Origin of the sequence: Caballeronia sp. SBC1 (genome assembly GCF_011493005.1) — a bacterium.
GTDB lineage: Bacteria > Pseudomonadota > Gammaproteobacteria > Burkholderiales > Burkholderiaceae > Caballeronia.
Genome location: NZ_CP049156.1, coordinates 1264113 through 1282909 on the forward strand (window position 1 = coordinate 1264113; position 18797 = coordinate 1282909).

Consider the following 18797-nt stretch of genomic DNA (forward strand, 5'->3'; position numbering starts at 1 on the left):
GGTGGAACGCGTTCTGCGGTGTGGACGGAAGGCTGACGCAACCCTTCTGAAATCCATGTCGGGTAAGATCGTGCGCTTCGTCCAATCCCACTCAGAGCTTCGATTTCATGACCGATGACCGCCGCAAAAAGGCCCCGACGCGGAAGAACCCCACCTTCGCGATCAGTATTCTTATCGTGGTCGTGGTGATGCTTGTGATGGGCACGTTGTTCTTCAACGCCATCCGCGACAAGCGCGAGTACGAAAGAGAGAATCCGCCGGATGCAGCGAGCGCTACTGTACCCGCCGCGGCTGCGACAGGGGCTTCGCAGTAACGCTTTTCCGCCTAGCGGTTTGTGCGGTTATGCGTTTATGTGCGATAGGGTGGGTGTCCGGGCCGTCACTCCGGCAGGTTGATCAGGCTCGCGTTCTTGCGAATCAGCAACGACGCCGTCAGCATTTGCTTGCACTGATGCGCAAGCAGCTTCAGATCCTGGACGGCATCGACCGGGATATCCTGGGCGCGCTCCGCACCCACCACCATGGAATCCAGTTCGCGCGTGAGCAGCTTCGACTGCTCGGCTTGATCTTCGGGGGCGGGCACTCCATCCTGCGCCTGCGTTAGATTGTCGCGGATGACGGTCAGCGCGCGTTGCACGGGTTGCGACGCGTGCCCTGCGGCAGACTTCCCTACCGATTGCAGCAACGGGCCCGCCGCCGTGATCTGCGACGCGAGCACGTGGCTGCGGATCAGCAGATCGTTGAGTTCAGGCACGAATTTTTGCTGCGCTTTCGGTTCGAGCATCATGCGCTGAAACGCCTGGCCGAGATTCGCAAACGCTATATGCACGTTCTTACGCGCGAGGCGATAGCGGAAGTCGCTGTCGAGCGCCTCCGCTGCAATGGCTGCCGCGGCGGAGGCGCCTGAAATGGCGGTCGCGGCCGCGCTTTCGCCGGCGACGTTTTTTTTCTTCGACACCGCAGCCGGGCGATTGTTACCCGTTTCAGTGACGGTTGGTTGATCCGAGGTCTTCGCTGTCGCGCCCGCGAGCGCCTGGGCCGGGGCGTCCGCTTGCTTCATGGGCGCGGGAGGCTGCGCTTCGCCGGACGTCTCCATGGCTGACGCGGCGACCGCATGCCTATCAAAGCTTGCGGCTAACTCGTCGTTCGCGAGGTCTGCTGCGGTGCTTCCGTTCGATACCACCGTCTCCGCCAAAATGGTTGCCCGGTCGCTCACGACGGGCGAAGGCCCGGCGTCGTCTCCATTTGCCAAGCGGAGGGAAGCATTCCCCGCCGTCGCGAGTTCCGCTTCGCCGGCTTCCACCCGCGCAAGCGCGGCTGTTGCTGCTTGCGCTGTTCCGGCGTTGGCATCGGCGAACAGATTGGCGTCCGCCGTGCTCTTCGCTTCAGCCTGAGCGGAGGGCTTGCCGGTCCACCACCAGCTTGCCTCGAGATAATTTCGCATTGCGCCGATCATGTCGCGCACCTGCTTGCCCATCAACCGGTATTCCCAGTACGGGAACAGATGGCTTGCGGCAATGGCGATAGCGCATCCGACGACGGTGTCAATGGCGCGTTCGCCGATCAGCCGCATGCCGCCCGGCGCGAGCAGGTGCAGCATCAGCAACACGTAAGCTGACGTGAACACTACGCTCGCCGTGTAGTTGAACAGCAGCAGGCTGTAGCTCATGACCATGCAGGCGAACATGGCCACCAGCAACACGTGCGGGTCCTTTACCACCAGGATCAGCCCCACGCACGCCGCGCAGCCGATTGCCGTGCCGATGATCCGCTGCACGTTACGCTGTTTGGTGAGCGAGTATCCGGGCTTGAGAATGATGACGGTTGTCATCACGATCCAGTACGCGTTGGTGAGCGGCAGCAGCCGGCCTAGCCAGAACCCTACCCCCACTGCAATAGTCACGCGCAGGGCGTGCCGGAAGCTCGGCGAGGCCATGGTCAGGTTCGAAAAAATCTGCATGAACGGCACACGGCGGCTCGACACAAAACGGGACAAGGTCGGATCGACGCGAATCACCGTTTCCGTGATGCTCGGATCATGCCGTGTCTGGCGACGCATTTTGTCGATCAACCGTGTCGCACTCCAAAGCCTCCTGAACGCGGCGGACACCGCCGAATAGGCCTCCGGATTTTTCTGCGGGACGTCGTGCCGGCGCATCTGGTCGAGCTCGTATTCAATCGCGCGCAACTCGGCTTTCACATTGATGCGTGCCCGCGCCGGGCGGTTTTGCAGCACGGCCAGGCCGATGTCCTCGAGATCGAGTGCGGTCTTTCTCATCAAGTCGCGATAGAAAATCAGGATGTCCTGACCGCCGAAGGAGTTGCGCACGAGCGGGTAATCGGTGTGCGCGCCCACGAACATCTCGTGCAGGTCGACCACGTTGATAAAGAGGTTGAAGAGCATGACCCGGCGGGCATCGAGCTTGCCGCTTCTCAGTTTCGGCAGGTTGCGCAGCACGATGTCGCGCGCCGCGTCCTGGCGCTCGACAGCCGCGATCTGATTTTCGATCAGTTTTCGGTAACACTCGTCAAGATTGGCGTCCAGATCGTAAAAAGCCGAGCGTGCGAGCAGATATTCGGCGCACCTGAACACGCTCTCAGCCAGCGCCTGGCGCTCGATGCGATAGACGAGCGAACGGCTGACGAAGGTCGCCCAGTAGGTGTACCAAAGGCCGCCGAGGAGAATCCATGAAGCGTTGACAAGCGCCTGCATGGGCGTGAAATGCTCTTCCAGCGTCACGATCATCATGAAGAGCGTGGCGAAGCTGATCTGCGGCCAGCGGTTGCCGTACACCACGATCAGTGACAACACGAACGTGAGCGGCACGACGGTCAGCCACAGCGTCACCGCATTCGCGCTCGCGATGCCGGTAGCAAGCGCCGATAAAAAGCCAATGACCGTACACGCCAGCATTTCGTTGTGCTTGTACTTCAACGGCCCAGGCATGTCGACGACGCTTGCGCCTAGCGCACCCGTCGCAATCGTGAATCCGAGTTCACGATTGTGAAATACAGTCAGCATCAGGATGGCCGGCAGCGACACGCCGAGCGCGATCCGCAAGCCACCGAAGAAGTACTGGCTATAAATGAATTTTCTGATTTCTAGCGAGTAACGCATCGACTTCCTAATTTGCTGCCCGGATTTCTTCGGGGTGTCTCAGGTCCCGCCATGGTCTTGATATGCCACGTCGGGGCACTGGACCTGACTTAATGTGGCATCGAGTCTAACCCAACTCGGCGGTGTCCAAACCTAGGCCGTTCGGACGAGTCCCGGTTAAGAACGGCCTTTGCTATCCTGTCGTTTCACCTCGCGACACGTCCGCGGCGTTTGCCGAACGAGCCGTTGCCTTTCATGCCCAACTAGCAGGATCCATGCTCGAACTTTTCTATTCGAATCGCCATGAAACGCTGTCGCAGGCGCTGCTCGACGACGTCGCCGCGTTCGCGCTGAATGGCGGCGATCCATTCGCGAGCCAGACGATCATCGTGCCGAGCGCGGCAGTGCGCCGTCGGCTCGAACTGGACATGGCCGCCCGCTTTGGCATTTGTGCAAACGTGGACCTGTGTTATCTGGCGCAGTGGTTGTGGGCGAGGATCGGCGGTGTGTTACCCGTACCCGAGCATTCGCCGTTTGCGCCCGACCGGTTGGTGTGGCGCTGCTTCCGGCTGCTCGGAGCAATGACGGAAGCAGCGCCGGAGAGCTCGTCGCGACTGCGCGTCTACCTAGATGCCGCCGACGACTCCATGCGCTATGAACTCGCGCGCCGTATCGCAACGGTGTTCGATCACTATCTGACGTATCGGCCGGAATGGCTGCTGCACTGGCAGGCCGGTGGGTCGATCCTGGCGTCGGCCGGCGGGGCAATCGACGCAAACGGTCCGCGCTTGCCGAACGCCACGGCCATCCAGCGCGAGGACGAACGCTGGCAGGCCTCGCTATGGCGTGCGCTGCTCGCCGACCTCGCGCAAGACGCCGGCGCGCACGATCCCACGCCGCCCGCGTACCGGTTCCTGAGCGAATCGCCGAAACTCGATCTCGACGCCGTGATGAAGGCCGAGTGGCCGGAGCGCGTGAGCGTGTTCGCGTTGCCGACCATGCCGCCGTTGCATATTGCGTTGCTGCGCGAGTTGTCGCGATGGATCGACGTGCGGATCTATGCCATTGATCCGTGCCGCGAGTTCTGGTTCGACATCGTGAGCGAGGCGCGTGTGGAGCAACTCGAACTGGCGGGGAAGCTGGATTTCCAGGAAGTGGGCCATCCGCTGCTCGCCGAATGGGGCCGCCAGACGCAGGCGCAATTGCACATGCTGCGCGAGCTGACGGAGAGCGCGGCGTCGCGGGAAGCCAGTCATTTCGAGGAGAATCCCGCGCCCACATGGCTCGCCCGCGTGCAGAACACGATCCTCAATTTGAACGAGGTTGCCGAACTGGGCGAAGCGGACGAAGCGCTTGAACCCGGTATCGAAATTCACGTGTGCCATAGCTTGTCGAGGCAGCTTGAAGTGTTGCACGATCGTTTGCTTGGCTGGTTCGACGAGATGGACGGGCTGCAGCCGTCGGACGTGCTCGTGGCGTTTCCGGATCTCGCGGCGGCGGGTCCGCTTATTGATGGCGTGTTTGGCACCGCGCCCGCTGGCGTGGCCGGTGAGCGCCGGCGGATTCCGTATCGGATCACGGGCCTGCCCCCTTCGCAGGCAAACCCGGTCGCGCGCGTGTTGCTCGATTGGCTGGCGTTGCCTGAACGCAGTGTCGGCGCACCCGAGTTGATCGAATGGTTGCGGGTCGACGCGGTCGCGGCGCGTTATGGCATAGATGCCGTCGCGCTGGAAACCGCGCAAACGTGGCTCGCGGCGGCCGGTGCACGGCGCGGGCTCACGCCGTCGGCCGTTACTGCTGCGGACGTGCCTGCTGCCCGTCACACCTTTTCCGATGCCCTCACGCGGTTGTTCCTCGGCTATGCGTTGCCGGATGGCGGCGCGCCTGTCGACGAGTGGCTGCCGGTTGGCGGCGCTCAGGGGTCGGACGCGGAATTGCTCGGCCGGCTGACGCGGTTTATCGACGACATTGACGCGTTCGGCGAGCGTATAGCCACACCGCGTACGCCGCGGGCCTGGACGCAATTGCTGCTCGACGCACTCACGCAGTTCTTCGATGCCGGTCTGCCGTTTGCAGACTCAATCGCCGACGTCCGGTCGACACTCGATGCACTGATGCTTTCCATGAGCGAAGGCGCCGTGGATACCGAAATTGCCGCCGACGTTCTGCGAACGGCACTCACCGACGCACTCGACGACGCCGCGCGTGGCGGCGTCCCATGGGGCGGCGTGACGTTTTCGTCGCTGACGAGCTTGCGCGGGCTGCCGTATCGCGTGGTCTGCCTGCTCGGCATGGACGACGGCATGTTGCCGAGTCTCGCGCGCGCTGACGAATTCGACCTGATGGCGAGTTTCGGCAAGCTCGGTGACCGGCAACGCCGTGACGACGAACGCAACTTGTTCCTCGACTTGTTGTTGTCGGCGCGAGACCGTTTGATGATCGCGTACACGGGACGCAGCATTCGCGACAACGCCGCGCTGCCGCCTGCCGCGCTGATCGACGAATTGCTCGACTATCTGGCGGAAACGGCGGCGGGCGAGGGGGCATCGCCGAAGGAGATCGAGCGCGCGCGCAGCCGTTTCGTATTCGAGCATCCGTTGCAGCCGTTCGCGCCCGAGTACTTCAGCGCGCCGTTGTTCACCTACGAGCCGGAGCGCGCGGAACTGGCGCAGACGCTCGCGCTCGGCAGGAGCGAGCCGGCAACGAAATTCTTTAGCGGGCCGTTGCCGGCGGAAGAGGTTGAACCCGTTGCGTTCGATGACTTCGAGCGTTTCTGGCGTCATCCGGCGCGCGCTATCTTGCGTGATCGGCTCGGCATTTCGCTCTTCGACGCTGAGACCGAACTCGGGGATACGGAACCATTCGAGCTTGAATATCCGGGCCGGGCCGCGCTGGCCGATCGGGTGCTGCCCGCGCTGCTCGAGCTCACCGCCGACAATGAAGCAAGCGGCCTCGACCGCGCGCGGCGAGTCGCGCGTGCGAGTCCCGAAATGCCAGGCGGCGCGACGGGCGGCGTGTGGCAATCGCGGGAAATTAGCGCCTTGCATTCGCTTGCCAATAGGGTGCGTGTCGCGACAGGGGAAGGCGCGGAGCGCTTGCCGTTCACGCTGGATATCAAGCCACGCTGGCCGGATGCCGAATTATTCGGCCGCCACGACGCTACGTTGCAAGATGATGCTTTGCAGCCGCTGCAGCTTCACGGCACTCTGAGTTTGCTCACCGAAGAAGGCCAGATCATTTACCGATACGACGTGCCGCGCGCCCGCGACTACCTCTCTGCATGGCTTGCACATCTTGCCTATTGCGCCGCGTTGCCCGATGGCCCGCGACGTACGGTGTGGCACGGGCGCGGCACGCAATCGAGTGGCTTTGAACTGACGCCCGTCGACGATCCTCACTCGCACCTGGCAACACTCGCTGCGCTATATCGTGCCGGGCGGCGCATGCCGCTGCGGTTCTTTCCGAAGAGCGCGTGGACATGGGTCAAGGAAAGCGAGTCCAAGGCGCAGGGCGTGTGGATATCGGACAGAACGCGTGGCGAGTCGGACGATCCCGCGCTGCGTATCGCGTTTCGCGGCGCTGAACTGAGACTCGATGAAACTTTCGCCAAGTTGGCCAGGATCGTCTTCGAGCCGTTGATCCAGCACATGCGGAGCGACGCATGATGCGTACCGAAATAACCACAGTGACGGCTAACGCGGCCGACGAACTCGACGTCTTCGAGTGTTCGCTCGATGGCGTGAGCCAGATCGAAGCATCGGCGGGAACGGGGAAGACGTGGAACATCTGCGCGCTCTACGTTCGCCTTCTGCTGGAAAAGAAGCTCGCCGCCGACGCCATTCTTGTCGTCACCTTCACGAAAGCGGCCACGGCTGAACTGCATGAGCGCATCCGCTCGCGGCTCGTCCAGATCGAGCACGCGATGAAAACCGGCGACACCGCGGGCGACGCATTCCTCGAGCGCCTGTTCGAGACTACGCTTGAACGTGTTGATCCTGATGAAGCGCTCAAGCGCATCAAAATCGCGCTGCATACCTTCGATCAGGCCGCCATCCACACAATCCACGCGTTCTGCCAGCGTGCTCTGCAAGAGGCCCCGTTCGCTGCAACCATGCCGTTCGCGTTCGAACTGGAAGCCGACGACAGCGCGTTGCGCTTCGAGATGGCAGCGGACTTCTGGCGTGAACGGGTCGAACCGGCCGCCGCTCGGGATTCGTCGTTCGCCGCGTGGCTCGTGAGCCGAGGCGCAGGACCTGCATCGCTCGACGCACAGCTTTCGCGCCGGCTGAAAAAGCCACTTGCCACGTTGCGCTGGGGAGAGTCGGAGCTCGCCCACCGCGAGGACGCGCAAGCGTTGTTCGATACGGCGTGCGCGGTGTGGCACGCCGAACGCGACACCATAGTGCAATTGCTGGTCGACGCCGAAGCGAAGCTCAGCAAGACCACGCACAAGCGCACGCTGATTGACGCGGCGATTGCTGCGTGGTCCGACTATTTCGCCAGCAACGATTGCCACGCCGCGCCGCCGAAAGAAGCGCTGAAGCTCACCGCGAGCGCGTTGAAGAAAGGCACGAAGGTGAAGAACGAACCACCCTCGCATGCTTTCTTCGAGCACGCCGAGACGCTTGCCGCCGCTGCTGCTGCCGCGGAAGCGGCGCAGCGCGCGGCATGGCTTGGCATCGTGCGTGAGTGGCTTGACTACGCGCCGCTGGAACTGGCGGTGCGCAAGCGGACGCGGCGCGTGGTGTCGTTCGACGACTTGCTGTCCAACCTGTATCAGGCGCTCGCGGCTAATCCGTGGCTCGCCGATGCACTTCGGGCACGTTACCCGGCTGCATTGATCGATGAGTTCCAGGACACAGACCCGCTGCAGTTTGCCATCTTCAACAGCATCTTCGCGCCGCAAGGGCCGTTGTTTCTGGTCGGCGATCCGAAGCAGGCCATCTACAGTTTTCGTGCCGCCGACCTGCATACGTATTTGATGGCGCGCGAGCGGGCGTCGGCGAGATATACGCTTGCGGTCAACCAGCGCTCGACTGCGCCGATCATCGATGCCTGCAACCGCATTTTCGGTGCGAACCCGGCGGCGTTCATTCTCGACGGATTGACTTACCAGCCGGTGCGCGCAGGCACGCGCGAGCGCAAGCCGTTCAATGACAACACAGCGTCGGCGGCGTATTCCGATACCGCGGATTTCTGCGTGTGGATGTTGCCGCAAGGCGATTCAGCGCTGTCGAAAACGAACGCCAACCGTCAGGCGGCGGAGGCCTGCGCGGCCGAGATCGTGCGATTGTTGCGCGGTGCTCAAAACGGCGAAGTAACGATAGGCGACAAGCCCCTGTCGCCCGGCCAGATTGCGGTGCTTGTGCAGACGCACCGGCAGGGCAGTCTCGTCAAGCGGGTGCTCGCAAGCTGGGGCGTGGGCAGCGTGGAACTGGCGCAAGCATCGGTATTCGGTACGTTCGACGCGGAGCAGATCGAGCGTTTGCTAGCCGCCATCGATACCCCCGGCGACTTGCGCCGCTTGCGCGCGGCGCTTGCGACGGACTGGCTCGGGCTCGACGCCGCCGCGTTGTGGAACCTCGAGCATAGCGAAGCGGTGGAGGGTTCCGCCGCGGCCGATGCCATGAGCTGGGTCGAACGTTTCTCGCGTTACCGGATGCTGTGGCACGAGCGCGGTTTTGCGGTGATGTGGCGCACGCTCGCGCGTGAGCTGATGATCGCGCAGCGTCTTGTTGTCGGTCCGGATGGCGAGCGCCGCCTGACCAACGTCAATCATCTGGCCGAGTTGATTCAGGCACGTGGCGCGGTTCAACCGGGCATTGCGCCCACGCTGCGCTGGCTAGCCGCGCAGCGCGCGGAGCAGGGCGGCGGAGAAGATGCGCAGTTGCGGCTCGAGTCTGATCGTAATCTTGTGCAGATCGTCACGGTGCACAAATCGAAGGGTCTGGAATACGCGGTCGTATTCTGTCCATTCCTGAACGACGGCGCGTTGCGCGACCCGCCGTCCACGGGACTGCCCGACGCCCGCGAATATCACGATGACGGCACGGCCATACTGCACTACGGCTACACGGACGAAGAGGGCGAGCGAGCGTCGGGACTCGCCACGCGCGAGCAGGCTGCCGAACGCGCGCGGCTCGTGTATGTGGCACTCACGCGCGCGGTGTACCGGTGTTACGTGGTCGGAGGCGTGTATCTGATCGGCAAATCAGCGAAGGAATCGCGGCGCAGCGTGCTGAACTGGCTGGTCGCGGGCGCGGGCCATGCGTTCGGTGACTGGCTCGCCGAGCCGCCCGAAGAAGACGATGTGATCGGAAGTTGGCAAGCGCTTGCGACGGGCTCCATCTCCGTCGAACCGTTGCCTGTGATCGACATGCGTGAACCGCTCGTGGTGATCCGCGACGCGGGTTTCACGCCTCAGCCGCGAACCAGCCGTCGCGTGTTGCGTGACAGTTGGCGGACCGCCAGCTTCAGTTCCATGATCGCCGCCGGCGCACGTGAGGAATCGAATCAGGCGCAGCCGACTGACGAACGTCCCGACCACGACGGGCGTATCGACGCAATAGCGGCGCTTACACTGGTCACGCCAATTGAAATGCCGTTGCCCGCCGCCCCGATCCAACTCGATACCGACGATATCCTCGCGTTCCCGCGCGGCCCGTCGGCAGGCGAGTGCTTGCACCGCATGTACGAGCTCGCAGATTTCACGGACTCCGCAAATTGGCCCGAAGCGATCGAGCGCGCGTTACATGAACATCCCATTCCCGTCTCAGCGACCGACGCGCTGGCTGCCAACCTGCCCGCGATGATGGCGCGTCTGCTCGCCGATACGGTTGCGACCGAACTCGTGCCAGGCATGCGCCTCGATACCATTCCCACCAAGCGGCGCATGAATGAACTCGAGTTCCTGTTCCCAGCGGAATCGCTTGATTTCACGGCCTTGCGGCGCGTGCTCGTCGCGCATGGCTTCCCCGACGTCGCGCTGGAAGCCGGAACCTTGCGCGGCTTCGTCAAGGGGTTCATCGACTTGATCGTCGAGCATGAAGGGCGTTTCTGGATCGTCGACTGGAAGTCGAATCATCTCGGGCTGACACCCGCCGATTACGACGAGGAATCTCTTGACGCCGCAATGGCCTCGCATGCCTATCACTTGCAGGCGCTCTTTTACACGGTGGCGCTGCATCGTTATCTTCGCTTGCGGCTGCGTGACTACGCGTTTGAGCGGCACATCGGCGGTTATTTGTATTTGTTCGTGCGCGGCGTAAGACCCGATTGGCGCGATGGTGACAGGCCAGCGGGTGTGCATGTGGGCAAGCCATCGCTGGAACTGATCGAGGCGATCGATCGACTGATGCAAGGAGTTGCTGCATGAACGCGCCCGACCTCACGCTTGTCTCCGACGATAACGTTGCGCTCGCCGATGGTTTCGCGCGCCGGATAGGCGCGTTATCGAAACGCCTTCAGGGCGACGCCGACAACGTACGCTGGGCCCAGCGGGCGGCGTTTGCAGTAAGCCGCGCGACGACGCAAGGGCACGTGTGTATCGCGCTCGATGCACTCGCGCAGCGGTATGGCGAAACTGCCGGCGTGGTACATGCCGCATTGCTGGCGAGCGGCGTGGTGTGTGACGGCCGGAAAGCTGCTGCGGACCTGCTTCCTCTTGTTATTGATTCCAGTCGGCGTATCTATCTCGCCCGGTATTTCGACTACGAACGGCGGCTCGCGCGGGCGCTGGTCGAACGTGCCCAGGTGTCTGCTGATGCACCCGATCCGGCTGAATTGAAGGCGCGCGTGGGGCGCTATTTCGCGGCGTCAAAGAACGACGATGACAACATCGACTGGCAGCGCGTCGCCGCGCTCGTCGCGTTGTCAGGGCGTCTCACCATCGTGAGCGGTGGCCCGGGAACGGGCAAGACAACAACGGTTGTCGGCGTGCTCGCTTGCCTGCTAGACGAAAACCCGGCTTTACGCATCGCGCTCGCGGCGCCCACGGGCAAGGCGGCGCAGCGCATGCAGGAAGCGCTGGTCGAACGCGCCAATGTGTTGCCGCCCGAGCTGGCGGCGCGTTTGCCGCACACGTCGTTCACGCTGCAGCGTCTGCTAGGCACGCAGGCGAACGGGCGCTTCCGGCATCATCGCGACAATCCGCTGCCGTTTGATGTGATCGTGATCGACGAGGCGTCCATGATCGATGTCGCGCTGGCCGCGCATCTCCTCGAAGCGGTCGCGCCCGGTGCGCGGCTCGTGATGCTTGGCGACAAGGATCAACTTGCCGCCGTAGAAGCAGGCGCTGTGTTCGCTGAACTGAGCGCGCAGCCGGTTTTCAGCGATGCAGGCGCGGCGCGGATTGCTGCAGCGTTGTCGATGCCGGCAGATCGGTTCATCGCCGCGTTGCCGAGTGGCCGTGAAGGTGAAAGTGACGCTGATGGTCAGACCGAGCTGCTTGAAATCGAGCCCATGTGGATCGACGAACCTGGTTATCTGATCCCGGACGACGACAAAGACGCTTATGACGGCTACAACGTATTGGCGAGCGTGAGCGTGCCCGAAGTCGACTGGCATCCTGCGGCGCCTGCCGCATTCGATCAAACCGCGATCAGTCCGTTGACCGATTGTGTCGTGTGGTTGCAGCGCAATTATCGTTTCGGCCTGGATTCGGATATTGGCAGGTTGTCGGTCGCCATCCGTCGTGGTTCCGTCGACGACGCGCTTGCCGCCCTGACACTCGGCAGCCAGGACAACCCGACAAAAGCGGCGCTGCTTATCGACGACGCGGGACCTCATCTCTCCGAGCGCACGCTGGCGCGCCTGAACGCCGGTTTCGAACCGTACGCGCGAATGCTCGCCGAAACGCTCGAAGCGGGAACCGGGGCGGCACCGCTTTTCGATGCGCTCAACCGCTTTCGCATCCTTGCCGCCACGCGTCATGGGCCGCGAGGTGTCGATGAAATCAACGCGCGTGTATCGGCGTGGGTCCGGACGGCTGCATCGGTCACCCTGGGCGCGGGCGCTCAATGGTTCGCGGGGCGGCCAGTGATCGTTACGCGCAATGACTACGCGTTGGGCGTGTTCAACGGTGATATCGGCATTGCGCTGCCGGCGGCCAGCGGCGCCATGCAGGTCTGCTTCCGCATGGCGGACGGAACGTTGCGGATGCTCTCTCCCGCCGCATTGCCGCCTCACGACACGGCATTCGCGCTGACCGTCCACAAATCACAGGGCTCGGAATTCGATCACGCCGCGCTGGTATTGCCGAGCGCGTTTGGCCGCATGTTGTCTCGGGAACTGGTTTATACGGCGATCACGCGGGCGCGTAGCCGCATAGACGTGATTGGCTCGACGGACGTCTTCGCGCAGGCCGTCCGTACACCTACGCGGCGTGACTCGGGCCTGGCCGCGCGGATTGCGGAGGCGGCATTGTGAATCATACGATAGAGTATGTGATCCGGCCGAACGAGGTCGAGCTGATCGCCGTGCGCGCACAAGGGGCGGGCGGGCAGAACGTCAACAAGGTGTCGAGCGCGATTCACCTGCGTTTCGATATCCAGGCGTCGTCGCTGCCGGAAACGATCAAGATGCGCTTGCTCGCATTACGCGACAGTCGCATCACCCGTGACGGGGTGATCATCATCAAGTCGCAGGAACACCGTACGCAGGACATGAATCGTGCCGCGGCACTTGCGCGGCTCGACGAGATTATCCAGCGCGTCAGCGTGACACGCCGTACGCGCGTGGCGACGAAACCTACCCGGGCGTCGCAGTTGCGAAGGGTGGATGGGAAAGTGCGGCGGGGCGCGGTGAAGGCAACGCGTGGACGGGTAGTGGGAGATTGAGGTGCAGTCAGCCAGTTTCGTACGGCGGTCCGCTTTGGGGCCGGCCAACGATTGACTTGGCCCGTCGCCAGCACAGCCCCGGCCCGCGTAGGAGGGCCACCTACGCCGACCATCCCGGCTCTCAACGCGATCAGCGCTGCCCACCGGAAGCCAAGCCCTGCCACCCGCATTTACGCGTGACAGGAACAGTGCCCTTCAAAGCGGCCGTATAAAAATCAAGGCGGCCGCGTATTACCGTCAATGCGGAATCATCCACGTCAGCACATTTTGCTGCAGCCAAACCAGCACGCCGAGCAGCACGGTCAACAGGATGGAGTGCTTGAACGTCTTCGCGAAAACCACGCCTTCCTTGCCTTTCAGTTCGGTGGTGGCCACACCCGTCGAGATGTTTTGCGGCGAGATCATCTTTCCCATGACGCCACCCGATGAATTCGTGGCGGCCATCAGGATCGGATTGAGATTGAGCTGCCGTGCCGCGACCACTTGCAGATTGCCGAACAGCGCATTACCCGATGTATCGCTGCCGGACAGGAACACCGCCACCCAGCCGAGGAACGCCGACACCAGCGGGAAGAATGCCCCCACCGACGCCACGGCCAGTCCCAGCGTGTAGTTCATTCCCGAGTAGTTCATCAGGTACGCGAGCCCGACAATAGTGGCGACCGTCAGAATGGCGATGCGGGTCTGCACCCACGTATCCACAATCGCCGCGCCGAATTCGCTCACCGGCAGCCGCACGATCAGGGCGGTGATGATCGACGCCAGCAGGATCGCGGTGCCGGTCGCGAGTGGCTGGAAGTCCCAGATCGCCCCGTACGGCTGGTTATAGAGCGTGATGAAGACGGCTTTGTCGAGGCCCGGCCACGGTACCTTGACATCGCCGATCAGGAAGATCTTGGCGACCGTCCACACGATCACCACCACCGATACCGCGATCCATGGCACCCAGCCGTGGCCGCCGGAAAGCTTGCCGCGGACCTGCGCCGCCCGATCAACATTGACGGCGAAACGCTCGTCCGGGGCGGGTTTCCAGACGCGCAGGAACGCAATCGTGAGGATCAGCGAGACCATCGACGCGAGCACGTCGGTGAGCGAGTAATTGATGTAGTTCGCCGTGACGAATTGCGTGAGCGCGAACGTCCCGCCGGCTACCAGGAGCACCGGCCAGATCTTGAGCATGTTGCGAAAGCCCGCGTACACGCCAATCACGTAGAACGGCAGCAGCAGCGCGAAGAACGGCAACTGGCGGCCGACCATCTTGGCGAGCAGGTCAGGGGAGAGATGGGTCACGGCGCCGAGCACGGTGATTGGCACGCCGAGCGCGCCGAACGCGACCGGCGCAGTGTTGAAGATCAGCGTGAAGGTGAGCGCTTCGAGCGTCGGAAAGCCAAGCAGGATCAGCAGCGAACTCGTAATGGCGATCGGCGTGCCGAACCCGGAGATGCCTTCCAGAAGCGCGCCGAAGGAGAAGCCGATCACGACCAGTACGATGCGCCGGTCGTTCGGGAGGTTGTCGATCATCCATACCCGGAACGCTTCGAAGCGGCCCGAACGCTGCGCGATGTTATAGAGCAGGATGGCGGTGAAGACGATCCACATGACCGGCCAGACGGCGAACACGGCGCCTGCCGCGACGGAATCAATCGCCAGTCCCACAGGGAAATGCCACACGGCGATGGCGATTACTATGCCAACAATCAATCCGGCGAGCGACGCTTGCCAGGCAGGGCGGCGCGCCCAACCGAGCAAAACAAGCACGACTGCGATAGGTAGCACGGCGACGAGAAAGGACAAGCCGAGTGAGCCGCCGACAGGCGTCAGAATCTGATGAAACATATCGTCTCCTGGTTTTTATTTTGCTGAACGCTTGGCGTTCTTCGGTCATGGCGACCGGTACTGACAGCCCCGTGAGCTTCGTCCGCGTTGCAATAAGCGCGCCGCCGCTCGGCACATCGTGGCAACTAAGCGTTTGCCTAATGCGTCAGGACTAAGGATAGAGCGAGGATGGCGCGCGTCAAGCAAGGAATACCCATAGCCGTCCGGATTGGGCTGAAGTCTTAACGTGTGGTGGGCTCGTGCGCGTCGGAAGCGTCGGTTTTGGGCGAGCCGTGCGGCGCCGAGCGCAACACCCAGATGGAGATCACGCCAAGACAGGCGGCGAGCCAGAGGAGGACCAGCGCGAAGACCAGCATGATCAGGGATTCCTGTAGCGGCAGCGCCCGGGAGGCGCAGCGATCAGGTATTCCAGCGAAAAGCGTGCCATATCGCACGAGCTGTCACGGAGCGGTCCGAAACGCGTTACTCATACGGCCAGACACGCCACACAAGAGGGGTACAAAACGCGCACAACAACAAACCGCGCTAGTCCAAGCGCGGTTCGTGTGGAAGCATTACACCGAACGCGTAAGGCGCGCCTGCGCAGCAACGCGGAGCGTTGCTCAGTGACGACGCTCAATGACGATAATAATGTCCACGCCCACCGCCGCCGTACCAGCCGAAACCGACAGACAGCGAAGGGCCGTAACCGTACGGATAACCGTAGCCACCGTAATAGGCCGGATATGGCGCGTAGACCGGGTAGCTCGGGTAATAAGCGGGATACGGCGCGTAGACGACAGGCGGCGCAGCAACGTATTGCGGTGTCGTTGACGCATAGGCGGACGGCGGATTGTCGGCGCCTTGGTAACTTTGCGCATAGCCGGTGCCAGACGTCCCCACGGGCGCGACAGGGATCTCCTGCTGCGTTTGTGCTGTACTGACTACCGGGGTGCCCGCGTAGGGTGGATACGCTGGGTAATATCCGTACGCACCATATGGCACGTAGTAACAAGCGCTCAAGCTCAAAGCGCCCACGAAGGCGGATAGTGCGAGCTTCGGGCTCATGATGCGACTCCAAATTGCGTCGAAACGCGACCGTTCGAATGAACGGGATGTCAGGAGCCTAGCGCATCGCTCAAACGTGGGAAAGCAGGGGCACGTGCCCCAATGTTTCTCGCTGTTTCACCGGCTGGGATCGGGCACACGACCGGACACACCCAAGCACTTAAATTAGGTTGTACCCGGCCGCTGTGTTGTCTAAGCGATGGGGCGGTCAAACCGACCGGGCAGAGCGTATCGGATGAAAAATCATCCGGTACGCTTATTCGATACGCTGAGGTATCAACCTACTTGCCGACCTGATTACCGATCAGGCCGCCCGCGGCCGCGCCGCCCACTGTAGACAGCGCGTTGCCGCCGAGTGCCGCCCCCGCTACGCCGCCGATACCCGCGCCGACGGCCGTATCGCGTTGACGTGTTGTCATTTGATCGCATGCAGACAGGCCGCCGAGAAGTGCGGCGATGAGAGCAGCAGCGCCAATCTGTTTGATCTTGTCCATTTCAACTCTCCAAAAACGATGAATCACGAAGGTGTAACGGGTTGCAGTTAAACCGGCGAGGCTCCTTCGGCAGATGAGCCTGACTGTCCACGTCCAACCCGGCGGCGAAAAGACAGTTGCTGCCGATTCTTTCAATGTAGAAGCAGAAACAGTGCCCGACCATCGTATTCGGCAGACAAATGTGAAATCGCGGCCTCCAAATCCTCCTAACCCTCCAAACGAAAAGCGGCGCGTCGCACATGACATGCGACACGCCGCTTTCATTTGCCACCGGGTCGTCGCGCCTTTAGGGGCGCCCAACTCGCTTGTTCTTAGGTGCGCTGGTAAATCTCAGCGCCTTTTTTCACGAACTCGATCGCCTTCGTTTCCATGCCTTGCTTCAGCGCCTCGATATCCGATACCCCTTGCTTCGCCGCATATTCGCGGACGTCCTGGGTGATCTTCATCGAACAGAAGTGCGGGCCGCACATCGAGCAGAAATGCGCGACTTTAGCCGAATCCTTCGGCAGGGTTTCGTCGTGGAATTCACGCGCCTTGTCCGGATCGAGGCCGAGGTTGAACTGGTCGTCCCAGCGGAATTCGAAGCGCGCTTTCGATAACGCGTTGTCCCGCACCTGAGCACCTGGATGACCCTTCGCCAGATCGGCGGCGTGAGCCGCGAGCTTGTAGGTGATGATGCCGGTCTTCACGTCGTCCTTGTTCGGCAGCCCGAGGTGTTCCTTCGGCGTGACGTAGCAGAGCATGGCCGTGCCGAACCAGCCGATCATCGCGGCGCCAATCCCAGACGTGATGTGGTCGTAACCCGGCGCGATATCCGTGGTGAGCGGTCCAAGCGTGTAAAACGGCGCTTCGTCGCACCAGTCGAGTTGCAGGTCCATGTTCTCTTTGATGAGCTGCATGGGCACATGGCCCGGACCTTCGATCATCACCTGCACGTCATGCTTCCACGCAATCTGCGTCAACTCGCCAAGCGTCTTCAGTTCGCCAAGCTGGGCTTCGTCGTTGGCATCGTAGATCGAGCCGGGACGCAGGCCGTCGCCAAGCGAGAAGCTCACGTCGTAGGCCTTCATGATTTCGCAGATGTCTTCGAAGTGCTCATACAGGAAGCTTTCCTTGTGATGAGCCAGACACCATTTCGCCATGATGGAACCGCCGCGCGACACAATGCCCGTCATGCGGTTCGCGGTCATCGGCACGTAGCGCAGCAGCACGCCGGCGTGGATCGTGAAGTAATCCACACCCTGTTCCGCCTGTTCGATCAGCGTGTCGCGGAAAATTTCCCAGGTCAGGTCTTCGGCCTTGCCGTTGACCTTTTCGAGCGCCTGATAAATCGGCACCGTGCCAATGGGCACCGGGCTATTGCGGATGATCCACTCGCGCGTTTCGTGAATGTGCTTGCCGGTCGACAGATCCATGACGGTGTCGCCGCCCCAGCGGATGGCCCAGGTCATCTTGTCGACTTCTTCGCCGATGGATGATGTCACCGCCGAATTGCCGATGTTCGCATTGATCTTCACCAGAAAATTGCGGCCGATGATCATCGGCTCGCTTTCCGGGTGGTTGATGTTCGCCGGGATGATCGCGCGGCCGCGGGCGACTTCCTCGCGCACGAACTCGGGCGTGATTTCCTTGGGCGCGTTGGCACCGAAAGCCTGGGCGCCGAACGCCTGGCCGGGATGCTGGCGGCCCATCATCGTGGCGAGCTTTTCGCCGTTCGGGCCGCTCGTGCGCAGCGATTCCAGATATTCAGCCCGGCGCTGGTTCTCGCGGATCGCGATGTATTCCATCTCCGGCGTGATGATGCCTTGGCGCGCGTAGTGCATCTGCGAAACGTTCTTGCCCGGCAGAGCGCGGCGCGGCGTGCGATGCAAGCCTTTGAAACGCAGGTCGGCAGTAGCCGGATCGGCGGCGCGCTCACGGCCGAAGTTGCTTGAGAGACCGCCGAGCGATTCCGTATCGCCGCGTTCTTCAATCCAACCCTGGCGAACGGCTGGCAGACCCGAGCGGATATCGATCTTTGCCTCCGGGTCCGAATATGGGCCTGAGCAATCGTAGACATAGACCGGCGGATTTTTTTCGCTGCCGAAACTTTCGTTGGTATCGGATTGCGTGATTTCCCGCATCGGCACGCGGATGTCGGCACGTGAGCCCGTCACGTAGATCTTGCGTGAGTTGGGCAGCGGCGCGATGGCAGCAGCGTCGACGACAGCGTCGTCGGACAGAAATTTCGGATTGGCGTTCATGCGGCTCTCCTGTGTCGACCGGATTTAGCGTGTCGACCGGAGTTGGTGCAGAGCACTTACTCCGGTCTCATGCGATTACCCCGGTCCCATGCAGATGGTTGCTTTGGGGAAGGGTGTTTCCCAGCCGGCCGGCGAAAAAACGCTAAGCGCGAAATCGCACGAAAAACGGCTGAGTCAAACGCTAGCTACGGGAGACCGAAGAAAAGCAGAGAAGGAGGCGGGCGGACTTGGCGGGGATGCGCGA

The 18797-nt window shown here is 62.3% G+C and carries 11 protein-coding genes; 5 read left to right on the forward strand and 6 right to left on the reverse strand.

The annotated features are described in order from the left end of the window. The first annotated feature begins 107 nt into the window (after window positions 1-107). Window positions 108-314, forward strand: a complete 207-nt coding sequence (locus SBC1_RS05520) for a hypothetical protein (protein ID WP_165088302.1) — start codon at window positions 108-110, stop codon at window positions 312-314. A gap of 65 nt (window positions 315-379) precedes the next feature. On the opposite strand, the gene SBC1_RS05525 is transcribed toward SBC1_RS05520, so the two are convergent. Next, window positions 380-3118 (reverse strand): FUSC family membrane protein, encoded by a 2739-nt coding sequence (locus tag SBC1_RS05525; protein ID WP_165088306.1) that lies wholly within the window; start codon window positions 3116-3118, stop codon window positions 380-382. Between the two features lie 254 nt (window positions 3119-3372). Here SBC1_RS05525 and recC point away from each other — a divergent pair, with 254 nt between their 5' ends. From recC to arfB, 4 genes are read left to right on the forward strand one after another with little or no spacing between them, the layout of a single operon-like run. Beyond that, window positions 3373-6762, forward strand: coding sequence for an exodeoxyribonuclease V subunit gamma (recC, locus tag SBC1_RS05530; protein ID WP_165088311.1), 3390 nt, complete (start codon window positions 3373-3375; stop codon window positions 6760-6762). Further along, complete coding sequence (gene recB / locus SBC1_RS05535) at window positions 6762-10472, forward strand: exodeoxyribonuclease V subunit beta (RefSeq protein WP_165093079.1); 3711 nt, start codon at window positions 6762-6764, stop codon at window positions 10470-10472. The genes recC and recB overlap by 1 nt, the downstream gene beginning before the upstream one ends. Next, window positions 10469-12523 (forward strand): AAA family ATPase, encoded by a 2055-nt coding sequence (locus SBC1_RS05540; protein WP_165088315.1) that lies wholly within the window; start codon window positions 10469-10471, stop codon window positions 12521-12523. Before recB ends, SBC1_RS05540 begins: the two co-directional genes overlap by 4 nt. Next, window positions 12520-12933, forward strand: coding sequence for an alternative ribosome rescue aminoacyl-tRNA hydrolase ArfB (gene arfB / locus SBC1_RS05545; protein ID WP_241202030.1), 414 nt, complete (start codon window positions 12520-12522; stop codon window positions 12931-12933). Before SBC1_RS05540 ends, arfB begins: the two co-directional genes overlap by 4 nt. Before the next feature lie 237 nt (window positions 12934-13170). On the opposite strand, the gene SBC1_RS05550 is transcribed toward arfB, so the two are convergent. The 5 genes from SBC1_RS05550 to thiC all read right to left on the reverse strand — a co-directional run bounded on the left by SBC1_RS05550 (window position 13171) and on the right by thiC (window position 18553). After that, window positions 13171-14769 carry an L-lactate permease gene (locus SBC1_RS05550; RefSeq protein ID WP_165088318.1) on the reverse strand — a complete coding sequence of 533 codons (1599 nt, stop codon included), beginning with the start codon at window positions 14767-14769 and terminating at the stop codon, window positions 13171-13173. 221 nt (window positions 14770-14990) lie between these two features. Further along, a complete protein-coding gene (locus tag SBC1_RS40395) occupies window positions 14991-15125 on the reverse strand; it encodes a hypothetical protein (RefSeq protein ID WP_255540518.1) in 135 nt (44 codons plus the stop codon). 259 nt (window positions 15126-15384) lie between these two features. Beyond that, window positions 15385-15816, reverse strand: coding sequence for a hypothetical protein (locus tag SBC1_RS05555; protein ID WP_165088323.1), 432 nt, complete (start codon window positions 15814-15816; stop codon window positions 15385-15387). Between the two features lie 281 nt (window positions 15817-16097). Next, on the reverse strand, window positions 16098-16310 hold the full coding sequence (locus tag SBC1_RS05560; protein ID WP_165088326.1) for a glycine zipper 2TM domain-containing protein: 213 nt from the start codon (window positions 16308-16310) through the stop codon (window positions 16098-16100). Window positions 16311-16621: 311 nt separating this feature from the next. Next, the gene (gene thiC, locus SBC1_RS05565; protein WP_165088329.1) at window positions 16622-18553 is read right to left on the reverse strand and encodes a phosphomethylpyrimidine synthase ThiC; all 1932 of its coding nucleotides are present in this window, start codon (window positions 18551-18553) and stop codon (window positions 16622-16624) included. Window positions 18554-18797: the final 244 nt, after the last annotated feature.